Origin of the sequence: Thiomonas sp. SCN 64-16 (genome assembly GCF_001725585.1) — a bacterium.
GTDB lineage: Bacteria > Pseudomonadota > Gammaproteobacteria > Burkholderiales > Burkholderiaceae_C > Thiomonas > Thiomonas arsenitoxydans.
Map to the genome: position 1 here is coordinate 1 of NZ_MEGQ01000037.1, position 25,627 is coordinate 25,627.

The 25,627-nt window shown below is 65.0% G+C and carries 25 protein-coding genes and 1 pseudogene; 9 read left to right on the forward strand and 17 right to left on the reverse strand.

Annotated elements, in window-relative coordinates; translation table 11 throughout:
* Positions 1–93: 93 nt before the first annotated feature.
* Positions 94–384, forward strand: a pseudogene (locus ABT24_RS10965) (GNAT family N-acetyltransferase); the annotation flags it as partial.
* A gap of 60 nt (positions 385–444) precedes the next feature.
* Here the strand turns inward: ABT24_RS10965 and ABT24_RS10970 are convergent.
* From ABT24_RS10970 to fliO, 15 genes are read right to left on the reverse strand one after another with little or no spacing between them, the layout of a single operon-like run.
* Positions 445–2,085: a GGDEF domain-containing protein gene (locus ABT24_RS10970; RefSeq protein ID WP_276732269.1), complete on the reverse strand. Its 1,641-nt coding sequence runs from the start codon at positions 2,083–2,085 to the stop codon at positions 445–447.
* Between the two features lie 57 nt (positions 2,086–2,142).
* Positions 2,143–2,469 (reverse strand): EscU/YscU/HrcU family type III secretion system export apparatus switch protein, encoded by a 327-nt coding sequence (locus ABT24_RS10975; protein ID WP_013122846.1) that lies wholly within the window; start codon positions 2,467–2,469, stop codon positions 2,143–2,145.
* Positions 2,466–3,728, reverse strand: a complete 1,263-nt coding sequence (gene fliK / locus ABT24_RS10980) for a flagellar hook-length control protein FliK (protein WP_276732270.1) — start codon at positions 3,726–3,728, stop codon at positions 2,466–2,468. Before fliK ends, ABT24_RS10975 begins: the two co-directional genes overlap by 4 nt.
* Before the next feature lie 6 nt (positions 3,729–3,734).
* Positions 3,735–4,190, reverse strand: coding sequence for a DUF2802 domain-containing protein (locus ABT24_RS10985; protein ID WP_276732271.1), 456 nt, complete (start codon positions 4,188–4,190; stop codon positions 3,735–3,737).
* A 46-nt stretch (positions 4,191–4,236) separates the two neighbouring features.
* Positions 4,237–4,452, reverse strand: coding sequence for a hypothetical protein (locus ABT24_RS10990; RefSeq protein WP_276706546.1), 216 nt, complete (start codon positions 4,450–4,452; stop codon positions 4,237–4,239).
* A gap of 48 nt (positions 4,453–4,500) precedes the next feature.
* A complete protein-coding gene (locus tag ABT24_RS10995) occupies positions 4,501–5,244 on the reverse strand; it encodes a flagellar motor protein (RefSeq protein WP_276732272.1) in 744 nt (247 codons plus the stop codon).
* 24 nt (positions 5,245–5,268) lie between these two features.
* Positions 5,269–6,021, reverse strand: coding sequence for a FliA/WhiG family RNA polymerase sigma factor (locus ABT24_RS11000; protein ID WP_156052853.1), 753 nt, complete (start codon positions 6,019–6,021; stop codon positions 5,269–5,271).
* Positions 6,022–6,056: 35 nt separating this feature from the next.
* The gene (locus ABT24_RS11005; RefSeq protein WP_276732273.1) at positions 6,057–6,905 is read right to left on the reverse strand and encodes a MinD/ParA family protein; all 849 of its coding nucleotides are present in this window, start codon (positions 6,903–6,905) and stop codon (positions 6,057–6,059) included.
* Between the two features lie 20 nt (positions 6,906–6,925).
* Positions 6,926–8,398, reverse strand: a complete 1,473-nt coding sequence (flhF, locus tag ABT24_RS11010) for a flagellar biosynthesis GTPase FlhF (RefSeq protein WP_276732274.1) — start codon at positions 8,396–8,398, stop codon at positions 6,926–6,928.
* 17 nt (positions 8,399–8,415) lie between these two features.
* Positions 8,416–10,518 (reverse strand): flagellar biosynthesis protein FlhA, encoded by a 2,103-nt coding sequence (gene flhA / locus ABT24_RS11015; protein WP_276732275.1) that lies wholly within the window; start codon positions 10,516–10,518, stop codon positions 8,416–8,418.
* Between the two features lie 5 nt (positions 10,519–10,523).
* Positions 10,524–11,645, reverse strand: a complete 1,122-nt coding sequence (gene flhB / locus ABT24_RS11020) for a flagellar biosynthesis protein FlhB (RefSeq protein ID WP_276732277.1) — start codon at positions 11,643–11,645, stop codon at positions 10,524–10,526.
* Positions 11,646–11,657: 12 nt separating this feature from the next.
* A complete protein-coding gene (fliR, locus tag ABT24_RS11025) occupies positions 11,658–12,458 on the reverse strand; it encodes a flagellar biosynthetic protein FliR (RefSeq protein WP_276732279.1) in 801 nt (266 codons plus the stop codon).
* Between the two features lie 17 nt (positions 12,459–12,475).
* A complete protein-coding gene (gene fliQ, locus ABT24_RS11030; RefSeq protein WP_276732280.1) occupies positions 12,476–12,751 on the reverse strand; it encodes a flagellar biosynthesis protein FliQ in 276 nt (91 codons plus the stop codon).
* 13 nt (positions 12,752–12,764) lie between these two features.
* The gene (gene fliP, locus ABT24_RS11035) at positions 12,765–13,532 is read right to left on the reverse strand and encodes a flagellar type III secretion system pore protein FliP (protein ID WP_276732281.1); all 768 of its coding nucleotides are present in this window, start codon (positions 13,530–13,532) and stop codon (positions 12,765–12,767) included.
* Positions 13,529–13,915, reverse strand: a complete 387-nt coding sequence (fliO, locus tag ABT24_RS11040; RefSeq protein WP_013122833.1) for a flagellar biosynthetic protein FliO — start codon at positions 13,913–13,915, stop codon at positions 13,529–13,531. The genes fliP and fliO overlap by 4 nt, the downstream gene beginning before the upstream one ends.
* Before the next feature lie 185 nt (positions 13,916–14,100).
* Here fliO and ABT24_RS11045 point away from each other — a divergent pair, with 185 nt between their 5' ends.
* Positions 14,101–14,484, forward strand: coding sequence for a YccF domain-containing protein (locus ABT24_RS11045; protein WP_276706568.1), 384 nt, complete (start codon positions 14,101–14,103; stop codon positions 14,482–14,484).
* Between the two features lie 784 nt (positions 14,485–15,268).
* Here ABT24_RS11045 and ABT24_RS11050 read toward each other — a convergent pair.
* Positions 15,269–16,594, reverse strand: a complete 1,326-nt coding sequence (locus ABT24_RS11050) for a UDP-glucose dehydrogenase family protein (RefSeq protein WP_276732282.1) — start codon at positions 16,592–16,594, stop codon at positions 15,269–15,271.
* Between the two features lie 514 nt (positions 16,595–17,108).
* Here ABT24_RS11050 and ABT24_RS11055 point away from each other — a divergent pair.
* The 6 genes from ABT24_RS11055 (at position 17,109) to ABT24_RS11080 (ending at position 24,628) form a co-directional block, all read left to right on the forward strand.
* The gene (locus ABT24_RS11055; protein ID WP_276732369.1) at positions 17,109–18,836 is read left to right on the forward strand and encodes a PHA/PHB synthase family protein; all 1,728 of its coding nucleotides are present in this window, start codon (positions 17,109–17,111) and stop codon (positions 18,834–18,836) included.
* Between the two features lie 23 nt (positions 18,837–18,859).
* The gene (locus ABT24_RS11060) at positions 18,860–20,302 is read left to right on the forward strand and encodes a bifunctional enoyl-CoA hydratase/phosphate acetyltransferase (RefSeq protein WP_276732284.1); all 1,443 of its coding nucleotides are present in this window, start codon (positions 18,860–18,862) and stop codon (positions 20,300–20,302) included.
* Positions 20,303–20,314: 12 nt separating this feature from the next.
* Positions 20,315–21,517, forward strand: a complete 1,203-nt coding sequence (locus tag ABT24_RS11065; protein ID WP_276732286.1) for an acetate/propionate family kinase — start codon at positions 20,315–20,317, stop codon at positions 21,515–21,517.
* 753 nt (positions 21,518–22,270) lie between these two features.
* Positions 22,271–22,774 (forward strand): hypothetical protein, encoded by a 504-nt coding sequence (locus tag ABT24_RS11070; protein WP_276732288.1) that lies wholly within the window; start codon positions 22,271–22,273, stop codon positions 22,772–22,774.
* A gap of 103 nt (positions 22,775–22,877) precedes the next feature.
* Entirely contained in the window at positions 22,878–23,534 is a 657-nt protein-coding gene (locus ABT24_RS11075; RefSeq protein WP_276732289.1) for a hypothetical protein, read from the forward strand.
* 2 nt (positions 23,535–23,536) lie between these two features.
* Positions 23,537–24,628 (forward strand): hypothetical protein, encoded by a 1,092-nt coding sequence (locus ABT24_RS11080; protein WP_286737826.1) that lies wholly within the window; start codon positions 23,537–23,539, stop codon positions 24,626–24,628.
* 4 nt (positions 24,629–24,632) lie between these two features.
* Here ABT24_RS11080 and ABT24_RS11085 read toward each other — a convergent pair whose 3' ends face one another.
* Entirely contained in the window at positions 24,633–24,848 is a 216-nt protein-coding gene (locus ABT24_RS11085; protein ID WP_276732293.1) for a hypothetical protein, read from the reverse strand.
* Positions 24,849–24,880: 32 nt separating this feature from the next.
* Here ABT24_RS11085 and ABT24_RS11090 point away from each other — a divergent pair, with 32 nt between their 5' ends.
* The gene (locus ABT24_RS11090; RefSeq protein ID WP_276732295.1) at positions 24,881–25,336 is read left to right on the forward strand and encodes a helix-turn-helix domain-containing protein; all 456 of its coding nucleotides are present in this window, start codon (positions 24,881–24,883) and stop codon (positions 25,334–25,336) included.
* Positions 25,337–25,627: the final 291 nt, after the last annotated feature.

A 25,627-nucleotide genomic window follows, 5' to 3' on the forward strand; every position in this document is an offset into this window, starting at 1 on the left:
ACGCATTGCCACCGCCGCCGAATCGGCATAATCCGACCGTCCTGCCTGGGGCAGTTTGACCGGCCATAAGTGGAGCAGTTTGGGGTGGCCAGCGGGGATCTTCCGGCGGGCACCGGCAAGAAGCTGCTGCGCTATCCCACCGTGCCTGCCGTTCGTATGGGCCGCTTGGCAGTCGATCAGGCATTCAAGGGACAAGGTCTTGGCGGTGCGCTGTTGGCTGATGCGCTCGACCACGCCGCCCGTTCGGAGATTGCCGCCTTTGCCCTGATGGTGGACGCCAAGGACGAGGCGGCAGCGGCTTTCTACCGGCATCACGGCTTCATCGCTTTGCCAGACTCGCCGCTGACCCTGTTCTTGCCGCTGGCGACCGCCCAGCGCTTTTGAAAGACGCCCCGACGTACTTTGCATTGCATTTTGTGAGGCGACGCCAGCGAGGCCAAAAACTTATCCCCGAAGCGCGAAGAATCGCAGCGCGCTCTTGGGCAGGCTGCCACCGGCCTTGGCGCCATCGCAGGGCACGGCGAATTCCACCCGTTTGCGCCCCGCCTGCTTGGCCTGCAGCAGTGCGGCGTCCACGCGCTGATAGATCGCGGGAAAGTCTTCATCCGGGCACAGTTCAGCCACCCCGGCGCTGAAACTCAGGGGAATGCGCCGCCCCGCGCTGTCCTGCACCAGGGTCTGATCGCTGAACGCAACCAGCAGCCGCTGCACCACGACGAGCGACTGCTGCACCGGCGTGTCGGGCAGGAGGAGCATGAACTCCTCGCCCCCCATGCGCGCCACGCGGTCGCTGGGCCGGATCAGCCGTTTGGCCTGCGCCACCAGCGCCTTGAGCACGGCGTCGCCAGTATCGTGGCCGTGGGTGTCGTTCACCGCCTTGAAGTGATCGAGGTCGAGCAGCGCCAGGGTGAGAGGCTGGCCCTGACGCACCACGCGCGACTGCATACGGGTGAACTCGGCATCCAGCCCGCGGCGGTTGAGCGCGCCGGTTAGCGGGTCTTCCTGCAATTGCTGGCTGACCTGTTCCAGTTCGCCTTCGAGCGAGCGGATGCGCTCTTGCGCCGCCTGCGCCTGGCGCTGCGCCTCGGCCAGATGCACGCCGAGTTCGCCGCTGCGCTGCTGCATATTGCGGCTGTCGTCGAGCACATCCTGCACCAGATCGCGGATTTCGTCCCACTCGCGGCTGCTCTGCAATTGCTCCAGCCGGGCTTCCATGCGCTGGTTGTATTCGCCGCCCTCGGCGGCGTAGTCGCCCAGCTTGCGCACCAACAGATCGATCAGCGCCTTGGCGGTGTGATGCGCGTCGTCTTCGCTCTTGCGCAGCACGCTGTGGCGCACCAGTAGATCGCGCACGGCGTTCTGCGCCGATTCGATGCGCTCGGGGACCAGCGGCGTCTGCAATTGCTCGCGAATCGCCGTGGCCTGCACGCCTACCCAGGCCTGCGGCACCAGATCGCCGAGATGATCGAGCAACAGCCGCGCGAGTTCAATCAAGCCGTTGCGCACCGCGTCTTCGGTGGTTTGCTCGCGGTCGATGGCCAGCCAGACTTCGCGCGCCTGCGTGCCCAGGTCGGCCGCCTGTTCGGCATTTTCCGCCGCCGCCATCAACTCGCGCAGCAGGCGCTGCGCGGTGTCGTGCGCGCAAAAGGGGCGCACGCCAAATTTGAGGGTTTGCAGCCAAAGCTCGCGCCATTCGCTGCCTGCACGGCTCAAAGCGTCGTCGCGGGTTTCAATGGGGGTGGACACGCTCTGACTGCCGCTGCGCGCGGGCAGCGCACTCCAGCGCTCTAGCAGTTGCTCCAACTCGCGCCACTGGGCCTGCGGCGTAGGCAAGGCGACGAGGCGGTCGAGTTGCTGGCGTTTTTGCAACTGGGTCAGCCCGCTTTGCGAGCGCTCCCATTGCTCCAGCAGCCGGGGCAGCGCACGGCCCCAATCCGGGCTTTCCGGCGATGGCTCTGCGGACGGAAGCGCTGCGCCATTTTGCAGACCTTCAAAAACGCGGCGGTAGTTGTCCGGGGTGGGCTGCAGCTTGAGTTCGAGCAAGCGCTTGAGGGTGGCGCGCGCCTGGTCGGAAATGGTGGGCATGTGAATCCGGGTGAATGTGGTTTGGTTTGGTTTGAATTGAATCGTATTGCAGCCGACTCAAGGCAAATGTAAATCCGGTGAGTCTTTGGGCTCGCCGCCCGCTTCCAGCCGCCAGAGCCAGGCGAGCAACTCCGCCACGGCGGTGTAGAGCGCCGGGGGAATTTGCGTGTCGAGATCGACCGCCATGAGCAGTTGCACCAACTGTGGCGACTCGTGGACATACACCCCCGCCTCCTTCGCCCGATTGATGATGGCTTCGGCCACCAGACCCTGCCCCTTGGCGACGACTTCCGGCGCGCCCGCGGCATCGGCGTCATAACGCAGGGCGACGGCCTGCCGCAGTTCAGCGCGCTGCGGCGGCTTGGTTGGCCGCTCGGCACTCATTCGGTAGCTCCATCAGCAAACGAGCCAAGCTGCACGCCACCGATCTCCAGCCCGGCTGACTGCAGCGCCGCGCGCAATTGGGGCAGCGCCGCGTCGATGCGCTCCTGCGCCTGCGGGCTGCGCCGCAGCAGCAGATCGACGCGGTTACCGTTGAGCTGCAGACGCGCCTGCACCGGGCCCAGCTGCGGCAGTTCAAGTTCGACCTGGGTGCTCCACGAGCGCTCGGGGGCCGCACCCTGCCGACGGCTGCTGTCTTCGGGGTCGGGCCGCAGACTCCAGCGCGCCGTCTGGCCGGGCCACAACAGCCCTTCCCAGACGATCTGCCCCTGCATCAGCGTCTGCAACTGCTGCTGCACCACCCCATGCAATTCAGCGGGCAGGCGTGCGGCCAATGCGGCCGGATCGCTCGCCGTCTGCGGCCCCGCCTGAACGGTCTGGTAAGCCGCCAGGGCCGCATGGCGCGGGGTGGGCGCAGTCTGCATGAAAGGCGTGGTCGCGGGCGCTGCGCTGGGCTGGGCGCTGGCGCCATGCCCCGCCTGGACGGCGGATGCAGAAGAAGACGAAGGCGTTGCAGTGGCGGTTTGCAGCAAGGGCGAGAGCTTGCCCTGCGGCTGCGTCAGCAAGGTCGACAGGGGCTGCTGCCCCTGCGCCCAGGCGCCCAGATGGCTTTCGTAAAACAGGCCGCTGTTGCTCAGCGCGCTGGCCAGCAGTTGCGCGGCCTTCTGGGGCGGCTGGGCAGGGTTGGACCAGACCGGCGCGGCTGCGGCCGTCGCGGCGCGGGCGTCCGCGCCAAGGACGCTGACATTCGCGCTGGCGCCCGCGGCGGTGTTCGCAGCAGAAGCGCTCGCAGACGCCTGCATTTGTTGCAGCAGACCGAGCAACTGCCCCGGGCCGGACAACTGCGACTGGGCGGCTGCCTGCGCCGCCTGCTGCGGCGCGAGCAGAAATTGCGGCTGGCCGCCCTGCGATCCCAGGTAAATCAGCGGCAGGCGCGCGCCGACCTGGGGGGTGGCTCCGGGCAGAGTGGCGCTCACCAGGGCGTTGCCCAGCCGCAGCAAAACCTGCGTTTGCGCCCGCCCACCCGCCGCCGCTGCCGCTAGGTTGGCCGCAGCGGGTGTGGTGGTCTGCACCTGAACCACCTCGGCCTCGAACGCGGTGCCCGGAGCGGCGACAAACGCCGTCGGTTCGGTCCGGGCAGCGCCCGTCGCCCCGGCGGGCGTGACCGACGGAACGCCGCCGAGGATTTGCGCCGGGTTCATCTGGCCTCAGACCGGCTCTTGGCGCAGGTGGATGATGAGCTCTGCCTCGGCCTCGCTCAGGCCGCAACGCTCGGCAATCTCGCGCACGGGCATGCCCTGGCGGGCTAGGGCGCGCACCTGCGCGCCCACGGCGTCAGTAGAAATCGCAGCGGCAGGTTCGTGGAGCACAGGCAGGTCGGTGGGCTCGGCGGGGCTGGGTGCCGGGGAAGGTTCGGAGAACTGCGATGGCGTTGGAGTGGGAGGCGTTGCAGGTGCATCTGCGCGCGGCACCAGGGTGAACAGCGCCGAGGGCGGCGGGGTGGCTCTATCGCGCTCGTGCTCCAGGGTCTGCACGCGAAGCTGCAGGCCATGAACCTCATCGCGCGTTGCCGCCAGCAGGTCGAGCATGCGCTTGAGGGTGAAGGTCAGTGCAATCTGCAGCGCCACGATCAGCGCGGCGAAAACGAGGAGGATGAGGGTCATAGTGGCGCGGGGGATCGGAGAAAAGTCAGAAGGCGGTCACATCCTCTTAAGCGCGGTCGTCGATATGCCGCCCCCGAGTGGCGTCGGGATCGGGCGCTTCGGTCGGGGTGGCGTCTGGCGCGGCGGGCGGCGCAGAGCCCGAGGGGGAACGGCTGGCGGACGGCTGGCGATCCGGGGAATCGCGCCGCCCCCGCCCGCCGCCATCGGGCAGGCGCGAAACCGGGTCGTAGGGGCTCACCGGGTTGATCGTCGCATCGTCCATCTTCACCTCCCGCCAGACTGTGCCGGATGCAGATCAGGCCTGCAGACTTCAGTGCGCAAAGTAGCTCTGCAGCCGACCTTCGATGATGCGGGGATTTTCGCCCTCGGCGATGGCCACCAGGCCGTCCACCTGCATCTCCTGCAATTTGGCGCGATTGTGCACGATGCTCTTGAGCTTGTTGGCCACCGGCAGGAAAAACAGATTGGCCGAGCCCACGCCATACACCGTGGCGACGAAGGCCACGGCAATGCCGCCGCCGAGCTTGCTGGGGTCAGCCAGGTTTTCCATCACGTGAATCAGGCCGAGCACCGCGCCCAGAATGCCGACGGTGGGGGAATAGCCGCCCGAAGATTCATACACCTTGGCAGCCTGTGTGTCGTGATGCTCGACGGCGCCGATTTCCTGCTCGAGGGTGGAGCGAATTTTTTCAGGATCGGTGCCGTCCACCAGCATCTGCAGCCCTTTTTTCACGAACGGATCGGGCACCGACTCGATCATGGCTTCGAGCGCGAGCAGACCGTTTTTGCGCGCGGTGTCGCTCCATTCCAGAATCTGCTTGATCGTCTCCTGCGGATCGCCTTTGGGCGGCAGCACCATCCAGGGCAACATCTTGAGCGAACGAATGAACACCTTGAGCGGAAACTGCAGCATGACGGCGCCCGTGGTGCCACCCATCACGATGAGAAAGGCCGTTCCCTGGATGATGGAGCTGATGTGCCCGCCTTCGAGCATCTGCCCCAGCAAGATGGAACCGAGCGCGACCACGACGCCGACAATGGTCAAAATATCCATGAAAGATTCCCCGTCCCTGTGTTGTTATGGCGCGGCGCGGCGGCCCGCACCGCTGGCTGATTGCTGATGCGCCTGCAGCCGCGCGCGCAGTCGCATGACCGCCTGCTTCATGAGCTGGCTAACCCGCGATTCGCTCACTTCGAGCACCCGGCCAATGTCTTTGAGCTGCAGGTCTTCCTGGTAATACAGCGACAGCACCAGTTTCTCGCGCTCGGGCAGGTCGGCAATGGCAGCCTGCAGATCACGTTCGAGCTCGGCGTCCTGCAGCAGCTCTTCGGGCAGCAGGCTGGCTTCGTCGGCCTTGCGGTCGGCGTAATCACCGCCGTCGTCGTGCGTGAGGTCTTCGAGGTAGACCAGTTGCATGCTGGTCTCGGCCAGCGCGTCGTAATACTCGGCCAGTTCCCAGCCCAGATGCGCGGCGAGTTCGCCGTCTTCCGGATGGCGACCCAGACGCTGCGTAAGCAGTTGCTCGGCGCGCTCGATCTGGCGCTCTTTGGCGCGGCTGCGGCGCGGCAGCCAGTCGAGCTTGCGCAGTTCGTCGTAAATCGCGCCACGAATGCGAATGGCGGCGTAGGTCGCGAACTGTGCGGGCGACTGCATTTCGCCGCGGTCGAGCGCGTCCCACAGGCCGATCATCCCGGCCTGTTCCAGATCGGAGAAATCGACCGAGGCCGGCAGTTGCGCCGCCATCTGGCCCGCGATGCGCCGCACCATGGGCAAATGCTTGCTCAGGCGCTCCTCGCGGGTTTCGGGGGCGGGATAGAGGCCGGGTTTCATCCGATCGGGAGCCGTGTCTACGGAGCAGCGCGCCCTCAGGCGGCCTGCTCTGCCCGCAGCCACTGCTGCATGAAAAATTCGATGCGACCGCTCGGCCCCTGTGGCAGCGGCCAGTTCTTCACCCGTGAGGCCAGCGCGGCAAAGGCGACGGCGGACGCGCTCTGCGGTGCGGACTCGACCACGGCGCGCTGGCTGCGCACCGCCGCACGCAGGGACGCGTCCAGCGGAATGCTGCCCACCAGATCGAGCGACACGTCGAGGTAGCGGTCGGCCACGCCGGTGATCTTGGCGAACAGCGCCTGGCCCTCGCGCGCATCACGCACCATGTTCGGCAGCAGGTGAAAGCGTTTGAGGCCGTATTGCTTGCTCAACACTTTGATAAGCGCGTAGGCATCGGCCACCGAGGCGGGCTCGTTGTTCAGCACCACGATGAGGTCTTGCGCGGCGCGGCTGAAAGTGAGCACGTCGCCCGCGATGCCCGCAGCGCAATCGACCAGCAGATAGTCGAGCGGAATATCGAGCGTGCTCACCGCATCGATCAGCCGCGACTGCGTGGCGACGTCGAGCGACGCCATACCGGCCACACCGCTGGAGGCGGGCAGCACCAGTATGTCTTGCGGCCCGCGCACCAGCACGTCGCTGAGCTGCTTCTCGCCCGACAGCACATGGCTGATGTTGTAGCGCGGCGTGAGGCCGAGCAGGATGTCGATATTGCCCAGGCCCAGGTCGGCGTCGAACACCATCACCCGCTGACCGCTGCGCGCCAGGGTGATGGCCAGATTGGCGACCACATTGGTCTTGCCCACCCCGCCCTTGCCGCTGGCGACGGTGATGACCTTGGTCGGGGGGCGCTGCAGGCGGCGTAGTCCTTCGGCTTGATCCATGATGGCGTCTTTCTGTCGGGTCAAGCGGTACGGGCGGTTATCGCACCAACAGCGGCGGCTAGCGGAGCAGGGGCGGAGTCGAAACGGGTCACGGGGTCGTGTTCCAGCAAAGCCGTGATCTTAGCCAGCGACGGCACATGAAGGTCTTCCGGCACGCGCTGGCCGTCGGTGTAGAACCATAGTGGCACGCTGCCCTCCACCAGCCATTGCAGCGCGGCACCGAAGCTCGGACTCTCGTCGAGCTTGGTGAGAATGGCCGCCGCCACGGGCAGACGGCGGTACAGCGACCACAGTTCGGCATAGGCCGAAGGCGCCAGCCCGGCGCCCACCACCAGCAGGCGGGTGACGCCCTCGCCCAGCGCTTGCAGCCATTGCATCTGCTCGGCCATCCGCGCGTCGCGCGGGCTCAGGCCGATGCTGTCGATCAGCACATAGCGGCGGTCGGCGAAGTCGCGCAGGTGTTGCTGCAGTTCCTCGCCGTCGCGCGCCACCGTTACCGGCACGCCCAGAATGCGGCCGTAGATTTTGAGTTGTTCCACCCCGCCGATGCGGTAGGTGTCGGTGGTGATCAGCGCCACCGCCGCCGTGCCGTGGCGCAACACCAGACGGGCGGCGAGCTTGGCGATGGTGGTGGTCTTACCGGCGCCCGTCGGCCCGACCAGCGCATAAATCCCGGCCGCGGAAACCGGATCGGCCGCGACCTGCAGGCCCTTGCCGAGATAGGCGGCCAGCGCGCCGCGCAGGTTGAGCGCCTGGCTGCCCAGTTGCCGCGCCCGCGCGGTGGAGAAGCCCAGCGCCTGCAACTGTTCGCCCACAGGGGTGAGCGGCCCGGCGTCGGCCAGGCCCGACATCTGCGACTGCATCCACTGCCGCAAGTCCTGCAGTTCGTGCCGCATGGCGCCGAGTTCGTCTTTCGGCGCCATCGCTGCGGCAGGGTCGCGCATGCTGCGGTGGGCCGGGATCGCGGGGTCGGCCGCAGCGCCCGTGTGCGCGGTGGCGAGGGATGCGGCATCCTTCTGTTCCAGCGTGATCGGCGCCGCCTGCGCTGCGGCGCGCGGCGCGGCGGGGGGCGCTGTCGGCGCGGCTACGCGCGCTACGGCGGGCAAGGGCAGGTCGTGAGCAGGCTTTTGAGGGGCGCTGCCCTCCCCCTCCCAGCCTCCCCCACGGCTGGGGGAGGAGAGTTCGGTGCGTGGTGGCGACGCCTTGGCGATTTCAACGGCCTTGTTCTCTGAAGCCACCCTCGGCGTGCTCCCTCCCCACTCGTGGGGAGGGTTGGGGTGGGAAGGGGTTTGCACCGCAGCCTTAGTACCCGCCCCCCCTTCGCCCGGCTCGTCCGACGGAAACCGGCTGGCGTCGAAGTCCACCGCCGCCATTAATTCGACGCCGCCGACGATTTCCCGATTCGACAGGATCACCGCATCGGCGCCGAGATCGTTGCGGATGCGGGTCAGCACCTCGCGGGTGTTCGTTCCGGTATAGCGTTTGATTTTCACGATTCAGACTCCAGCATTTACGCCCCCAGCGTGGCGGTGACCTTGACCTGTTTCTGGTCGGGAATTTCAGCATAGGACAGCACGCGCAGCCGCGGCGCGCTGCGCGCCAGCAGCCGGGCGAGAAACTGCCGCAGCGGCGCACTCACCAGCAGCACGCCAGTCGCGCCCTGCGCTTCCATACGCTGCATCAAATCGCGCGCCTTGTCCATCAGGCGCTGCGCCAGCCCGGGTTCGACCGCGGCTTGTTGCGGGTCGGCGCGCAGGCTGGAAAGCAGAATCTGTTCCAGCTGGCCGTCGAGCACCGCGGCGGAGAGTTCCTGCCCATTGGGCGACAGACTTTGCACGATGTAGGCGCCCAGCGCCAGCCGCACGCGGGCGGTCAGCTCGTCGGTATCGCTCACCTGGCCCGCGTGTTCGGCCAGCACTTCGGCGATGGTGCGCATGTCGCGAATGGGCACGCCCTCGGTCAGCAGGTTCTGCAGCACCTTGCGCAGCCGGTCGGCGGAAATCAGCTTGGGCACCAGATCTTCCACCAGCTTGGGCGAACGCTTGGACAGATGCGCCAGCAGTCCTTCGACTTCTTCGCGCCCGAGCAGTTCGGCCGCATGGGTTTGCAGCAGGTGGTGCAGATGGGTGGCCAGCACCGTGCTGGGATCGACCACGGTATAGCCCAGCGCCTGCGCGCGGTCGCGCTGTTCCTTGTTGATCCACACCGCGGGCAGACCGAAGGCCGGGTCTTTGGTCGGCGTGCCCTGCAGATCGCCCATGACCTGCCCGGGGTTGATGGCCATGAGCAGATCGGGGAAGATTTCGCCGCTGCCCACATCCACCCCCTTGAGCGCGATGCGATAGCCGCCGGGCCGCAGTTCGAGGTTGTCGCGGATGTGCACCGAGGCGACGAGGAATCCCATCTCCTGCGCGAATTTTTTGCGCACGCCACGGATGCGCCCGAGCAGCTCGCCGCCCTGGTTGCGGTCGACCAACGGAATGAGGCGGTAGCCCACGTCGAGCGAGAGCGTGTCGACCGGCTCGATCTGCTCCCAGCTCACTTCTTCCGGCTCGGCCGGCGCTGCGGCCGCAGGCGCGGCCTGCGCCTGCGCGGCGGCCTGCTTCTGCTTTTTGAGCTGCCACCACAACACGCCGCCCAGCACCGCCGCCGCGCCGAGAAACGCCAGATGCGGCATGCCCGGCACCAGGCCAACCAGCCCCAGAATGCCCGCGGTGATGGCGAGCACGCGCGGCTGATTGAACAACTGGCTAACCAGCTGCCGCCCCACGTCCTGCCCGGTGGACACATTGCTGATGACAATACCCGCAGCCATGGAGATGACCAGCGCCGGAATCTGCGACACCAGCGCGTCGCCGATGGACAGCAGGGTGTAGTTCTGCGCCGCCTCGCCCAGACCCAGGCCGTGCATGAATACGCCGATGATCAGGCCGCCGATCAGGTTGATGAACAAAATGAGAATGGCCGCCACCGCATCGCCGCGGACGAACTTGCTCGCGCCGTCCATCGCGCCGTAGAAGTCGGCCTCCTGCGCCACGTCGGCGCGGCGCCTGCGCGCTTCTTCCTGATCGATCAGGCCAGCGTTGAGGTCGGCATCGATGGCCATTTGCTTGCCCGGCATGGCGTCGAGGGTGAAGCGCGCGCTCACTTCGGCGATGCGCCCGGCACCTTTGGTGATCACCACGAAGTTGATCACCACCAGAATGGCGAACACGATGATGCCCACCGCGTAGTTGCCGCCCACCACGAATTTGCCGAACGACTCGATCACCGCCCCGGCGGCGCCCTCGCCGTTTTGCCCGTGCAGCAGAATGACCCGCGACGCCGCGACGTTGAGCGACAACCGCAGCAGCGTGGTGAACAGCAGCGCGGTGGGAAACGCGGCAAAGTCCAGCGGCCGGGTGAGATAGAGCGTCACCAGCATGATGATCAGCGACAACACGATGTTGAAGGTGAACAGCATGTCGAGCACGAAGGTGGGCAGCGGCACCACCAGCATCATCAGGATGAGCACCACCAGAATCGGCGCGGCGAGCATGCGCCAGTCCATGCGCTTGAGCAGTGCGCGCCAGGCCGGCATGACGGTCGGGGAGGAAGAAGGGGAAGTGGCCATGGGGCTTACTCGTTCACGACAAATTCAGCGGGAATTTCCCAGTCGTCGGGCTCTACCGCCCTCTGCGGGGCAGCGCGCAACTGGAATACATAGGCCAGCAGCAGCGCCACGGCGTTGTACAGCGCCACCGGAATCTCCTGCTCCAGTTCGGCGTGGTGGTAGAGCGCGCGCGCCAGCGGCGGCGCTTCGATCACCGGCACGTTGTGCTCGGCGGCCACTTCGCGAATGCGCGCGGCCACCCGGTCGGCCCCGAGAGCCAACACCACCGGGGCGCGGTTCTTGCCCTCCTTGTAGGCCAGCGCCACGGCGTAGTGCGTCGGGTTGGTCACCACCACATCGGCCTTGGGAACGGCGGCCATCATGCGCTTGCGGGCGCGCTCGCGCTGCAACTCGCGAATCTTCTGCTTAATCTGCGGATTGCCCTCGCTTTCGCGCATTTCATCTTGCAGGTCCTGGCGGCTCATCTTGAGTTTTTTGTTCATCTGGAACAACTGCCACGGCACATCAACGGCCGCCACCAGCAGCGTGCCCGAAGCCATCCACAGAAAAGCACGGGCGGTGATCTGGCCGAGCTGCATCTGCGCCAGTTGAGGCTCCACCTGCAGCAGGCCGAGCAGCTCGCCGCGCTCGTTCCAGATCACGAAGCCCGCGATCACCGCAATCACAATGGCCTTGAGCAGCGCCTTGCCCAACTCGCCCAGCCCGGTGATGGAAAACATGCGCCCGATACCCTTGACCGGGTCGAGACGGCTGAAGTCCGGCGCCAGCGCCTCGGTGCTGAACACCCAGCCCCCCATGGCCACTCCGCCTGCCGCACTGGCCACAAAGGTCAGCGCCAGCACCGGCGCCAGCACCATGAGCCCGAGCACCAGCACTCGGCCCGCGGCCTGCAACATGGCGGCGGGGTCTTGCGAAGCGCTGGCAGAAACCGTCAGCCCGGTCTGCAGCAGCTCGCGCCCCATGTCGTAGAACCATCCCCCTGCGATGTACACCACGGCCGCCATGCCGAGCAGCAGCAGACTGGAGGTGAGATCGCGCGAGCGCGCCACCTGGCCTTTTTCGCGCGCCTGCTGCTTGCGCTTTTGCGAGGCGGGTAATTCCTTTTCCTGGGCGCTGTCTTCAGCCATGTCTTGCTCCCGCTACGTTGCAGCAGGACCGCTTTGTTGCAGCACCTGACCGGACAGGCTCAGACCCACATCCACCAGATGCTGCACCACGTTCTGCATCACCGGCATGACCAGGTACAGCGCCAGAAAACCCATGATGAAAAACATCGGAAAACCCACGGCGAACAGATTGAGCTGCGGCGCGAGTTTGGTCAGCACGCCCAGCCCGAGGTTGGCGATGAGCAGCACCCCGATCACCGGCGCTGCCAGGGCCAGTCCCAGGCTGAAAATGGCGCTGCCGCCCTGCTGCGCCAGGGTGAACCAGGTCTGCGCGGCCAGCCCCAGATTGGGCGCGACCGGCAGCAGATTGAAGCTGCGCGCAATCACCGCCAGCAAAATGAGGTGGCCGTTGACCGCCAGAAACAGCAGCATCGTGACCATATTGAGAAAGCTCGCCAGACTGGTGACCTGCACGCCCTGCACCGGGTCGAACAGGGTGGCAAATCCCATGCCCATCTGCAAGCCGATCACGCTGCCGGCGAACATCACCGCGCTGAGAATCAGGGTCATCGACAGGCCGATGGCCCCGCCGACCAACAGTTGCTGCAACAACAACATCCACGCCGTCGCCGTGCCGAACTGAACCGGCGGCATGGCAGGCAAGGCCGGGGCGATGGCCACGGCGATGAGCACCGCCAGACCGACGCGCACCATCGTGGGCAGGCTGCCCATACTGAATACCGGCGCCAGCGACAGCATGGCCAGCACCCGCACGAACGGCCAGAAAAACGCGCCGATCCACGTCTCGATCTGGGTGCTGGTGAAATGAATCATGTCGGTGCGCAGCGCGATCAGCCGCCGTTGAGCAGATGCGGAATGCTCTGGAACAGACGGATGGTGAAGTCCATCATCACATGCAGCATCCACGGCCCGGCAATCACCCCGGCCAGCCCCATCGCCAGCACCTTGGGCACGAAGCTCAGGGTCATTTCGTTGAGCTGGGTGGCCGCCTGAATCAGGCTCACCACCAGACCGACGACCAGCGCCACCCCCAGCAGCGGCAGCGCCACGAGAAAAGTCACCCACAGCGCCTGCTGCGCGATGGTGGTAATGGTTTCTGCAGTCATGTCATCCTCGAAGTCAGTGAACGAAGCTCTGCATCAGCGAGCCGATCACCAGTTCCCACCCGCCCACCAGCACGAACAGCATGAGCTTGAGCGGAAACGACACGGTGACGGGTGAGAGCATCATCATGCCCATCGACATCAGCACCGCGGCCACCACCATGTCGATGATCAGAAAGGGGATGAAGATCACGAAGCCGATCTGGAAAGCGGTCTTCAGCTCCGAGGTCACGAAGGCCGGAACCAGCAGGCTCATGGGCGTGTCTGCGGGCTTGTCCAGCGCCTTGTGCCCCGAGAGCTTGACGAACAGCGCCAGGTCTTCCTGCCGGGTCTGCCCCAGCATGAAGGTGCGCAGCGGCGCGGCGCCCGTTTGCAGCGCCTGCTGCATGGTGATCTGGTTGTCCATCAGCGGCTTGATCGCCACATCGTTCACCTGATTGAGCACCGGGCTCATGACGAAGAAGGTGAGGAACAGCGACAGCCCGACGATGACCTGGCTGGGCGGCACCGTGGTCGTGCCCAGCGCCTGCTTGAGCAGGGACAGCACGATGATGATGCGGGTGAACGCGGTCATCATCAGCAGCATGGCCGGCAGGAACACCAGCGCGGTCATGAACAGCAGGGTCTGCACGCTCAAGCTGTATTCGGTGCCGCCGCCCGCTGCCGGGCTGGAGGTGAACGCGGGCAACACCTGCGCGCTCGCCCACAGCGGTAAGAGCAGCAAGGCCGCCGCCAAACCGCGCGGCAACCAGCGCGAGGGCCGCAGCAAGTGTTCGCGCTTCATGGCTTGGCCTTTCCGCGCTGCTCAACCGCGCGCCGCAGCCAGTCGGGAAAGGTCGGCGGCAGTGCGGCACCAAGGCCCTGCCCCGCCGCTGGCGGCTGCAACTCAATGGGCGTGCTCAGCACATGCAGACAGGCCAGCCCCTGAGCGCTCGACCCCAGCAGCAGTTGCTGCTCACCCACCTGCACCAGCAGCAGACGCTCGCGCGGCGCCAGGCTCAGGGTAGCCAGCACCCGCATCGGCCCGCTCGGCGTGCGCAGGCCAGTCTGAAAGCGTTTGAGCAACCACAGCGCGGCAACCAACACCACGATGACAACGACCAGACCACCGAACACGCGCAGCAGTTCGGTCCAACTCAGCGGATCGGGCAAGGCAGAGGGCGACATGGCGGCGACGATTTCCTGACGTTTGCACGTCCTGCCGTCGGTCGATTGACGCCAGAGCGGGAAAAACCCCCGTCTGCTTCACCTCGACCCGTCATGCGGCAGGACTTCTGCCCCTGTCTTTGCAATCCGCGGGCCAAGGCCGCATGTCACGCAAAATACCCCTGTTTCCTCATCCAAGGACTTTCATGCGACTGATCGGCAACATTCTCTGGTTCATCCTCGGCGGCTTTGTCATGGGCCTGGCCTGGTGGTTCACCGCGCTGATCTGCGCCATCACCATCATCGGCATTCCCTGGGCGATTGCAGCCTTCCGCATCGGCACCTTCAGCTTCTGGCCCTTCGGCCGCAAAGTGGCGGACAAACCCGCGGGTACGCTGGGCAGCGGCATCGGCGCCCTGGGCAATCTGATCTGGGCCATCCTGTTCGGCTGGTGGCTGGCGCTGGGACACTTGGTTTCGGCGGTGCTATGCGCCATCACCATCATCGGCATCCCCTTCGCCCTGCAGCACATCAAGCTGGCCGGGCTGGCGTTCTTCCCCTACGGCAAGGAGATCGTGCTGATTAACTGACAGGACTCGGGCCAAGGAGTCTGTCGGGCTTGAGGCGTGTAGAGAGGAAAAAAGGATGAGCGAATAGCTTGTGGCGGTGGTCAACGCTTGAAGTAACCGCGCAAAGAGCGCGCAGCAGGTTTTTCCCCGGTGAACTGAATGGTTAGAGCGCTTTCTTGCCGTGAAGCAATTCGTGACAAAAAGAGCATACGGCCATGAGATCTGATGGCAACTCTTGGCCAATCCGCTCATATGTAATGTGGTGGGCTTGGGTGGCTGGATAGTGCTCGCAACACTCACAGATACCGTTAGCTTTTCGTATTGCCGCATTGCGCTTCACGTACCAAAGTTTTGAGGACAGATACGCTTGATACTCAGCCTCCAAGGCGGGCTTGATGGCATAAAAAGTAGCGAGGTAAGAAGCCTGCTTGCGTGCATACCACCTTGGCTCAAGCTCGTTGTCGAAGGATGGCGCCTCAAAGCCGTTTAGCTCGGTTATAGCCTCGCCCCTGGCTATTGCCTTCCCAGCGTTTCCGCAGCGTGTGCACTGACGATAAAAGGTTGGCCGACCGTCCTTAATAATGCGTAACCGGAGCTCACGCGCGGAATGCACACATGAATACTCCGTCTCGATCGCGGTATACGCCTCTCGCTTGATAGTGAATGCTGGCAACTAAACGCCTCCTACGCTCTTACGAATGGAGTTAAGCGGCGTCGAAGCCTTCTGCTTGTCACTCCACAAGTCCATGCACTGGGGAAGATGAAACCCGTCCAACCCATTTCGGCAATTCCAAAGGCCCAAAATTCAACCGCGACCGATGCCGTAGTAACGCAGGCCCGTGCTGCGCACGAACTCCGGGTCCCAGATATTGCGGCCGTCGAACACCACGCGGTCGCGCAGGGTGGCTGCCAGAGAGGTGAAATCGGGCGAGCGGAAGGCATGCCATTCGGTGATGACCACTAGCGCATCCGCGCCGCTCAGCGTGGCGCGGGCGTCGGCGGCGAACTCCAGCGCGGGATGCTCGGGCAGCAGGCGCCGGGCCATTTCTACCGCCACCGGGTCCCAGGTCTGCACTCGCGCACCGGCCTGCAGCAGCGCGGTAATGAGGTCCAGACTGGGCGCGTCGCGCATGTCGTCGGTGTTCGGCTTGAAGGCCAAGCCCCACAGGGCGATGGTCTTGCCAGCCAGCTTGCCCTGATAGTGGTCGCTGATTTTCTCGAACACCCGCAGCTTCTGCCGCTGGTTGACCGACTCCACCGCCTCCACCAACTCGGCGTGCAGCCCGAGTTCGCGCGCGGTGTGCGCCAGGGCCTTCACGTCTTTGGGAAAGCAGGAGCCGCCATAGCCCGCGCCGGCGTAGAGAAAATGGCTGCCGATGCGGTGATCGACGCCGATGCCCTTGCGAATCTGCTCGATATCGGCCCCCACTGCTTCGGCGATGCGGGCCAGTTCGTTCATGAACGAAATGCGCGTGGCCAGCATGGCGTTGGCGGCGTATTTGGTGAGTTCGGCGCTGGCGGCGTCCATCACCATGATTTTTTCGTGATTGCGGTTGAACGGCCGGTACAGCTCGCGCATGGTGGCGATGGCCTGCGGGTCGTCGCTGCCCAGCACGATGCGGTCGCCGCGGGTGAAGTCTTCAATGGCGGATCCTTCCTTGAGAAATTCCGGGTTGCTCACCACGCCTAGGCGATGGCTCACCCCGCGCGCCGCCAGACCGGCTTCGACCAGCGCGCGCACCTTGGGAATGGTGCCCACTGGTGCGGTGGACTTCTGCACCACCACCAGCGGCCCGGTCATGGCGCGGCCGATTTCCGTGGCGGCGCCTTCCACCTGAGACAGATCGGCCTGACCATTGGGCAGCGACGGCGTGCCCACCGCAATGAAGCACACCTGCGAACCCGGCAGCCCTTCGGCGATGCTCGGGCTCAAAGTCAGCCGGCCCTGCTCGATGTTGCGCCGCACCAGATCGCTCAGACCCGGTTCGTAGAACGGCACTTCGGCCCGGTCGCGCAGTGCAGACAGGCGCTCGGCATCGCGCTCGATGCAGGTGACCTGATTGCCCACATCGGCAAAACACGCGGCGGTCACCAGACCCACATAACCCGCTCCTATGACTGTGACGCGCATAACCGGCTTTCTCGTAATTTCATGATGGAGTGCTATTTTGCAGGAAGTGTTTCGCCAGCGGCGTGACAGAACGGCGTGGCGCATTGCATCTGCGTGTTGCATCTGCATACCCCGCCGACTTGATGCGGATCAAGTGCCATGCTGCACTGCGACATTCAAATGGAATGATCCATCAAGGAGAAGCGATATGAGCCCACCCCGAAAACCAGCGCTTCGCTCGGCTCTCCCCTCGAAGGGCCAGGAACCATTAGGGCGACCCGGCGAGTTTCCTGAGAGCCAGATCCCAGCTCCAAGCCGCAAACCGCGCAAATTGCGCACTACCGCCCAGGCAACCGCCACGACGCCCTTGCCAGTGAAACAAGCTGTGAACAAGGCCGCCGAATCGCAGCCCGTGGCCCCCGCCAATGCCGTAGCCGACGTTCCGGCTCACGCGCTGGGTGCAATCGCACCGACTAGCATCCCTCTGCCTCCCGCCGATGCGCAGGCGCTCACCCCGCCCGACCACGAGCAAGCCATGCGCGAACTGATCGACCGGGCGCTGCACGCTCTCACGGCCAAGGCCACGCTCGGTCTGTCGCCCGCCGCGCTCGGCCTGGCCTTTGCCGACTGGGCCATGCACATGGCAGCCTCGCCCGGCAAGCAGGCCAGTCTCGCCGCACAGGCGCTGGAGATGCAGGGGCGATGGCTGCGCTACGCCGCCGAATTGGGCACGCACGCCCTGCGCGCCGACCGCACCCCCTGCCCCGACTGCGTCGCCCCTACCCCCAACGACCGGCGCTTCAGTGCGGCGCAGTGGCAGCAGTTTCCGTTCAACCTGCTGGCCCAGCGTTTTTTGCTGCGCGAACAACTCGTCGATGCCACCGCCCACGGCGTGCGTGGCGTGTCGCCGCATCACGAGCAGGTGGTGGCCTTCATGGCACGGCAGTGGATGGACATGCTCTCGCCCAGCAACTTTTTCTGGACCAACCCCGAAGTGCTGGAGCGCACTCTGAGCAGCGGCGGCGCCAATCTGGCGCAAGGCCTGCGCAACTGGCTCGACGATGCCCAGCGCCTACTCGACAAACGCCCGCCCGCCGGGGTGGAGCAGTTTCGCCCCGGCCACGAGCTGGCGGCGACCCCGGGCAAAGTGGTGCTGCGCAACCGCCTGATGGAACTCATCCAGTACCGCCCGACCACGCCCACGGTGCAGGCCGAGCCGGTGCTCATCGTGCCGGCGTGGATCATGAAGTATTACATCCTCGACCTCTCGCCGCACAACTCGCTGGTGAAGTTTCTGGTCGATCAGGGCCACACGGTGTTCATGCTGTCGTGGAAAAACCCGGGCGCGGACGAACGCGATCTGGGCATGGATGACTATTTGCACCTCGGCCCCTTTGCCGCGCTCGATGCGGTGACTTCCATCCTACCCGGCCGCAAGGTGCATGCCGCAGGCTATTGCCTGGGCGGCACCCTGCTGTCCATCGCGGCCGCAGCGCTGGCGCGGCGCGGTGATGAACGTCTGGCCAGTGTCAGCCTGTTCGCGGCGCAGACCGACTTCACCGAAGCCGGCGAACTCACCCTGTTTACCGATGAGAGCCAGATCAGTTTTCTCGAAGACCTGATGTGGTCGCAGGGCTATCTCGACACCACGCAGATGGCCGGCACCTTCCAGATGCTGCGCTCATCCGACCTGATCTGGTCGCGCCTGATGCGCGATTACCTCATGGGCGAGCGCGCGCCGATGAACGATCTCATGGCCTGGAATGCCGACGCCACCCGCATGCCCTATCGCATGCACAGCGAATACCTGCGCAAGCTCTACTTGCGCAATGCCCTGGCCGAAGGGCACTACGCCGTCGATGGCCGCCCGGTCGCGGTGGAAAACGTGACGGCGCCCTGGTTCGTCGTCGGCACCGAGACCGACCATGTCGCGCCGTGGAAATCGGTCTACAAGATTCATCTGCTGGCCGACTCCGAAGTGACCTTTGTGCTCACCAGCGGCGGGCACAACGCGGGCATCGTGAGCGAGCCCGGCCATCCACGCCGCCACTATCGCTGGGAGCTGCACCCCGGCGGTCGCCCCTACACCGACCCGGCGCATTGGGTGCAAATAGCGCAGGCCGAAGAAGGCTCCTGGTGGCCGCGCTGGGAGCAATGGCTGGTGGCCAAAGGCAGCGCGCAGCAAGTCGCGCCGCCCGCCTGCGGCAGTGTGGACTATCCCCCGCTGGCCGAAGCGCCCGGCGAGTATGTGCTGCAGCGCTGAACTCACTCTACGAGACTCTTCTCATGACCGACACGATCTGCAACCGCACCTTCGACGAAATCTCCCTGGGCGACTCCGCCACCCTGCAGCGCACCCTCACCCGGGCCGACATTTCCACCTTTGCCGTGATGTCGGGCGATGCCAACCCCTCGCATGTCGATGAGGAGTTTGCCCGCAGCACGCCGTTTCACCAGGTGGTGGCGCACGGCATGTGGAGCGGCATGCTGCTGTCCAACCTGCTTGGCACCGAACTGCCGGGGCCCGGCACGGTGTACGTCGATCAATCGTTGTCGTTCGACCACCCGGTGATGCTGGGCGACACCGTGACCGCCTCGGTGACCGCACGCGAAAAATTGACCGAGCGCCACCAGATCCGCTTCGACTGCAAGGTGGTCAACCAGCGCGGCGAAACCATCGCCTCCGGGCAGGCACTGGTGCAGGCGCCCACGCAAAAAATCTGCCGCCCGCGTACCCATCTGCCGCAACTGCATTTGGTCGATCCGGGCCAGCGTCTGCTCGCGCTGGTGAGCAAAGCGCGCGAGGGCTGCAAGGGCCTCAAACCCATGCGTGTGGCCTTGGTGCATCCGGTGAACGCAGTCTCCATCCAGGGCGCCATCGACGCCGCCCAGGCCGGGTTGATCGAACCCGTGTGGATCGGCCCGGAAGCCCGTATCCGCGCGGCGGCAGAGGCCGCGGGCATCGACCTCTCTCCCTGGCAACTCATGTCCACCGAGCACAGCCACGCCGCCGCCGCGCTGGCGGTCGAACTGGCGCGCAACGGCAAGGTCGGCGCGCTGATGAAAGGCGCGCTGCACACCGACGAATTGATGCACGCCGCCTTCGACGCCCAGACCGGCCTGCGCACCGGCCGCCGCGCCAGCCATGTGTTCGTCATCGACGCCCCGGCGGCCGACCGGCTGCTGTTCATCACCGACGCGGCGATCAACATCGCACCGGACCTCGACACCAAGCGCGACATCGCGCAAAACGCCATCGAACTGGCGCAGGCCCTGGGCGTCGAAACGCCACGCATGGCCATTCTCGCCGCGGTGGAGACCGTCAATGCCAATATGGCCGCCACGCTGCACGCCGCCGCGCTGTGCAAAATGGCGGACCGCGGGCAGATCACCGGCGCCATTCTCGACGGGCCGCTGGCCTTCGACAACGCGCTGTCGCTGGCCGCCGCCAAGACCAAAGGCATCAACTCGCCGGTAGCCGGTCTGGCCGACATTCTGCTCACGCCCGATCTGGAGTCGGGCAATATGCTGGCCAAGCAGCTCGAATACCTCGGCGGCGCGACCATCGCCGGGCTGGTCATCGGCACCCGCGTGCCCATCATCCTCACCAGCCGGGCCGATGGCGTGGAAGCCCGGCTCGCCTCCTGCGCCTTGGCCGTGCTGCAACGCCAAGCCCTGCTCAGGGCCGCGGGCCAGATGGGCACGATCGACACCGCGGCCCACGCGTAAAGAGAACCCGTCATGCCCTCGCCCACCCTGCTCTGCCTCAACACCGGCTCAGCCAGCCTGAAATTCGCCCTGTTCAAACTCGACGACTGCCACGGGCCGCACCTGCCAGCGGCCGCCCAACTCCGCGGCGAGATCGACAGCCACGACGGCCAGGCCACCCTGCGCTGGACCGACGCGCAAGGCCAGACTCACCGCACCGCTTCAAGCGATCCGCGCGGCGACATCGCTGCCGAGGTGGACACCCTGCTCGACACCCTCATCACACCGGCGCTTTGCGGCCCCAGCTGTGGCCCCATCGCCGCCGTCGCCCACCGCATCGTGCATGGCGGCACCACCTTCACATCGGCCCAGCGCATCACACCATCCGTGCGCGCCGCCCTCGACGCCCTGCGCAGCCTCGCCCCGCTACATCAAGGGCCGGGCCTCTCCGGGGTGGACGCCGCCACCGCCCGCCTGCCCGATGTGCCGCAGATCGCCTGCTTCGACACCGCGTTTCACGCCACCCAGGCCGATCTCGCCCGCCGTTACGCCATCCCGCGCGACTGGCACGACAAAGGCTTCAAACGCTACGGATTTCATGGTCTGTCTTACGACGCCATCGCCCACAAACTGCCGCCGCTGCTGGGCGAGCGCGCGCAAGGCGCCGTCATCGTGGCGCATCTGGGCGGCGGCTCCAGCCTGTGCGGTCTGCGGGGTCTGCGCAGCGTGAGCACGACCATGGGGTTCACCGCACTCGACGGCTTGGTCATGTCCACCCGCTGCGGCACCATCGACCCCGGCCTGGTGCTGCACTGGATCACCGAAGAGCACCTCGACCCGCAGAGAATCACCGCCATGCTCTACCACGACAGCGGACTCAAAGGCGTTTCCGGCCTGAGTGGCGACATGCGCACCCTCGAAGCCAGCCCCGATGCGCGCGCGCAAGAAGCCATCGCCCTGTTCACCGCCAGCGTGGCCCATCACATCGGCGCACTCGCCGCAGACATCGGCGGCCTCGACGCCCTGGTTTTCACGGGCGGCATCGGCACCCACAGCGCCCGAATGCGGCAAGAAGTGTGCAATGCCCTGTCCTGGCTGGGCCTGCGCCTCGACCCCCTGTCCAACGCGGCAGGCCAGACCTGCATCACCCACGGCAACAGCCCCATCCCCGCCTTCGCCCTGCCCACCGACGAAGAAGACGTCATGGCCCTGCAAACCGCAGCACTGCTGGCGTAAACCAAAAAGCACAAAGCCCAACCGAAGGGGTTGGGCTTTGTATTTGATGCTGTGGGGTGGCTGATGGGACTCGAACCCAAGCGACGGGGGATGCAAGGGGATCACCGGGGCGCGCTGCAGAGGGAGAGAAGCCCCTCTGCACCCCGGCGATCCCCCGAAAGTTCCCCGGAAAGTTCCCCGGAAAGTTCCCTGGCTTCCAATCGCGCAAGCGATGGAGCATGTCTGTCAACGTGCCTGCACGGTTTCGAGCGAAATCCGCAGCACCGTCAGCATCACCCAGACAGCTTCCAGGTCGATGAGCGTGCCGTTGACGCCTGCCAGGGTCATGGCCGTGTTCACCACTCAGATCAAAGGTGGGCGTGTTCTTGCCCGGGCGCTTGGGTGCACGGCTCCGGCCGCATGACCGTAGTGCAACGTCTAACGTACCGCGCATTACGTTTTCACAGCCAAATCAGTGATAACCCCTATTATCATCGGTTTTGGCTCTCAACGAGCGTGGAAATCGTGCCCCGCTCTGATGTTTCACGGAAGATCGGCGGAAATGTTTGGAAGATCAAAGGCTTGGCGCTGCAAGGCGTCGTGGATCACCGCCCGTGAAACATTGTCCGGGGGCGTGCAGCGGTGATTGCAACGCAGGCGGCATCTCTGTGATGCGGGCGATCCGGCGGGCGATCCGGCACCACAACACAACAAACGATCATTCGGCTTTCTGTTGTTTTTATGCTATAGTTGACTACTGCGCATGGTCTTTGCATGTATCTTAGTTTGCAGTCATGTATTATTGATTGCATGGACTATCGGGGCAAACTTACACCAAAGCAGCGGGCACGCATTGACGTGCGCGCGCGTGCTGGCGCCTTTGGTGTGCAGTCGCGAGACAACATGATGTTGGCACCTGTCGCGCTGCTGCTGCTGGCGATTTTGGCGCTTGCAGCACCAGGGGTTGCTGCGGTCGGCCTCGCGATCCTTGCCAGCGCATACGCGCTCCGCAGTGCTGCGCTGCGCTGGATTGAAGGGCAACGCGCCGCCGACCTTGTTGCGCGGAACGAAGGTGCCGCAGCAGCCGCCGACGAATCAGGGTTTGTAATGACCCATGCCGACGCCGCCTGTGTTGCCGCGGTGCGAGCACTGCGCTTGCCCCCACCCCCACCCGCCCGCACCGCTGCTGGTCGTGCGCTGGCTTTTGTATGCATCGCCCCCCGGCTCTCTCAACGTCCTCTCGCCCGCCCGCACCACGCGGGCCGCTGCATTGCATGATTATCTGATCTGAAAATTAGTTAATCCCCATCAGCCGCCCGCGCATCACAGCCGGGCGGCTTTTTTGCGCCCGCAAATAAAACGATTTTGCGAGGGGTTGAAAATGGGTAACAGTCAGATTTTTGCATCACTCCCCCCATTGGGGCAGGCTATTCAAAATGCGATGCGCGGCAATATCAACGAAAACGCCGGCGCGATTATCGAGATTCTGCACAAAAACCCGGACATGAGCGTGGAAGAGGCCGCCGCCGCGGCCCGTTCGCTCTTGCGACGCGAGCGCGGCGGGTGTGTGCTGAGCGGACAGACCCGCCGCAACGGCAAAAGCCGCCGGGTTGCGCCGATTGTCGAGATCACAGCTGGCGAGTCCGATGAAACCGGCGGATTTGCTGCCATCGCTATCGATTTTACCGAGCCGGATTCGCACATCAAAATGCAGGAAATCGCACAGTTCGCGATGACCGAAAAGGGACGGGACCTGATGTCGCGGGCCGAACCGCTGGTGCGTGAGCTTGATCGGTTGCGTGATGAATCCGGAGAAACGGTTGCGAATAACAACGACGTATCCCGCCGTCAGGGTTTCAACATCAAGGCGCAGCGCAAAAAAGCGCTTGAAAACACACTGGCGCGACTGCGCGCGCATTTTGAATGGTGCCTTGAAAATGGCGTGAGCGAGATTGCGATGGAGTCGGAGGAGACCAACGCGCAAGACTTTTTTGATCGCGCGACGCAGACCGGGTTCGACTTCGGCGAGGGAGAATGAAAATGGCGGACATTAAATCGACGCACTCAGGTGGGGTTATCCGCGTCCAGGTGCCGCCTGGGGCCTGGGGGGCGGTGCCCACTGCGCTGATCGAGGATGCGCGCCTCTCGCTGGAGGCTCGGGCTGTCGCGGCATGGCTGGCCACGCGCCCGCCCGGCTGGCAGATCGCTGTCCCGCCTCTCTGTCGGACCCTCGGCCTTGGGCGCGACCGCTGGCGCCGCGTCGCACGCGAGATGGAAGACGCGGGCTACCTGTCTCGCCGGGCGCACCAGGGCGGCACCATCCAAAAGAACGGACGCCAGCACGCCGGCACGTGGCGCTGGGAGATTTTGTTCTGCGCGGTTCCACACATCAGTGATACGACCGAGACCGCCAAACCTTCCATGGACGGGTTTTCCGGCGACGGAACTTCCGGCGACGGAACTTCCGGCGACGGGAAACACGGCGATAAGAATCAGATTGGACTGAAAAAGAAAGACTCGAAAAAGACGGAAGTAAGTAAAGAGAGAGTGGAGCGCGCGGACAGGGCCACAACTGCAACTCTCTCTTCCCCCCTGCCCGGCTTTGGCTTTTTTGTGAACGAACTTGGAATCACAGTACAGCAGGGCAACGAGCGCGACGAACAGGCGCTGGCTGTCATCCAGTCGTTTGAGTCCGAGCAGGTCGCTGCGGCGGTAGCACAAGCCGCAGCGGCGGAAGCGCATGGACGCGCATTCCCTACTGCCGTGCTGAAAGCCCTGAAGAAGCAGGGCAAGGGGGAAAAGATTGACGACGGCCCGACCTTCCGAGAATGGCTGTCGTCCTTTGCCGGGGAGGTCGTCATCCATAATGACGACCCAGTGTTTGACTACGCATGGGACGCTGGCGTTCCGGTGGAATTCCTGACGCTGCAGTGGTACGAGTTCCGCCAGCGCTACGGCACGAACGACAAGCGCTACCGGGACTGGCGCGAGGTCTTTCGCAAGTCCGTGCGGGGCAACTGGTTCCGTCTGTGGGCGCTGCGGGATGATGGGCAGGAGGCGATGCTTACCACGGCCGGTGTGCAGGCCAAGCAGGTGATGGCCGCGGATGAACGCCGCGCGAAGGCGGCTTGATGGATCACGCAGCGATGGTGGCCAGCGTGGCCCCATGCCCGGCCTTGCCTTTCAGCTTTTCCTTGCCCTGCTGCGCCAGTCGCCACAGCCACAGGAAGCCACAGGCGCGGCGATCAGTCTGCGGGCTACGGGAATGGTGCCAGACAGCCCGCAAGCCCGCCACAGGCCCGCAAATCGCGCCGCGCCCAAAAATCTGCGGCAATTGCACCGGCCGCAGCAAGTGACACCACCACTACTACCGCAATAGTCTCCATGAAAAAGCAACAAGAAATCGTCTCTGTGCTGCGCCGATTCGCCGCAGAAAAACGCATCGACCTGCAAACGCTGTCCGCCCGTCTGGACATCCCTTATTCGACGCTCACGTCCGCCCTGCGTGGCACGCGGCCCTTCCCGTCTGACCTGGAAACGCGCAAGCGCATCGCGTCCGTCCTGGGCGTCACGGGCCTGCAAGTTGCCATCTGGTGCGAACTGCTGGGCCTTGACGACTTCATCGTGACGCAAAACTTCGAGAGCAACGCCTTGGCCGCCCTGCAAGCCATGCGTGCAGATCCCGTCGTGGCCCACATCGCGCCCAGCGACGACGCGTGGGAACAGATGCCGCAGCACGCCAAGATCGCGCTCATCCTGATGTACCAGGCGCTCACGAACAAGCGCCTGCTCGAAGTCTCCAAGGTGCCCGCGCAGCCGGAAGAGGACAACGCGGAGTAGGCGAATGGCGGCGCTGGTGCGGCTCATTGAAGACGGCGCGCTCTAACCGGTTTCAATCACAGATTACGCATACCCGTCAAAACAAGCACTCCGATCAAAAGGGATGCTCGCTGCTTTCCCATTGTGCCGCAAGTCGGAAAGCAGTCAAGGTTGCGTGGGGCGGTGTTCATAAAAGTCTCCGCAAGCGGCGACTTTTACAAACCTTCCGCCCCGCGCTGCCCTGCTCCGCTGCGCTACGCCCCCGGCAAGCCGGGGTGACAGCTTTCCTTTGTTGCGGCCTGTCTGCAAAAG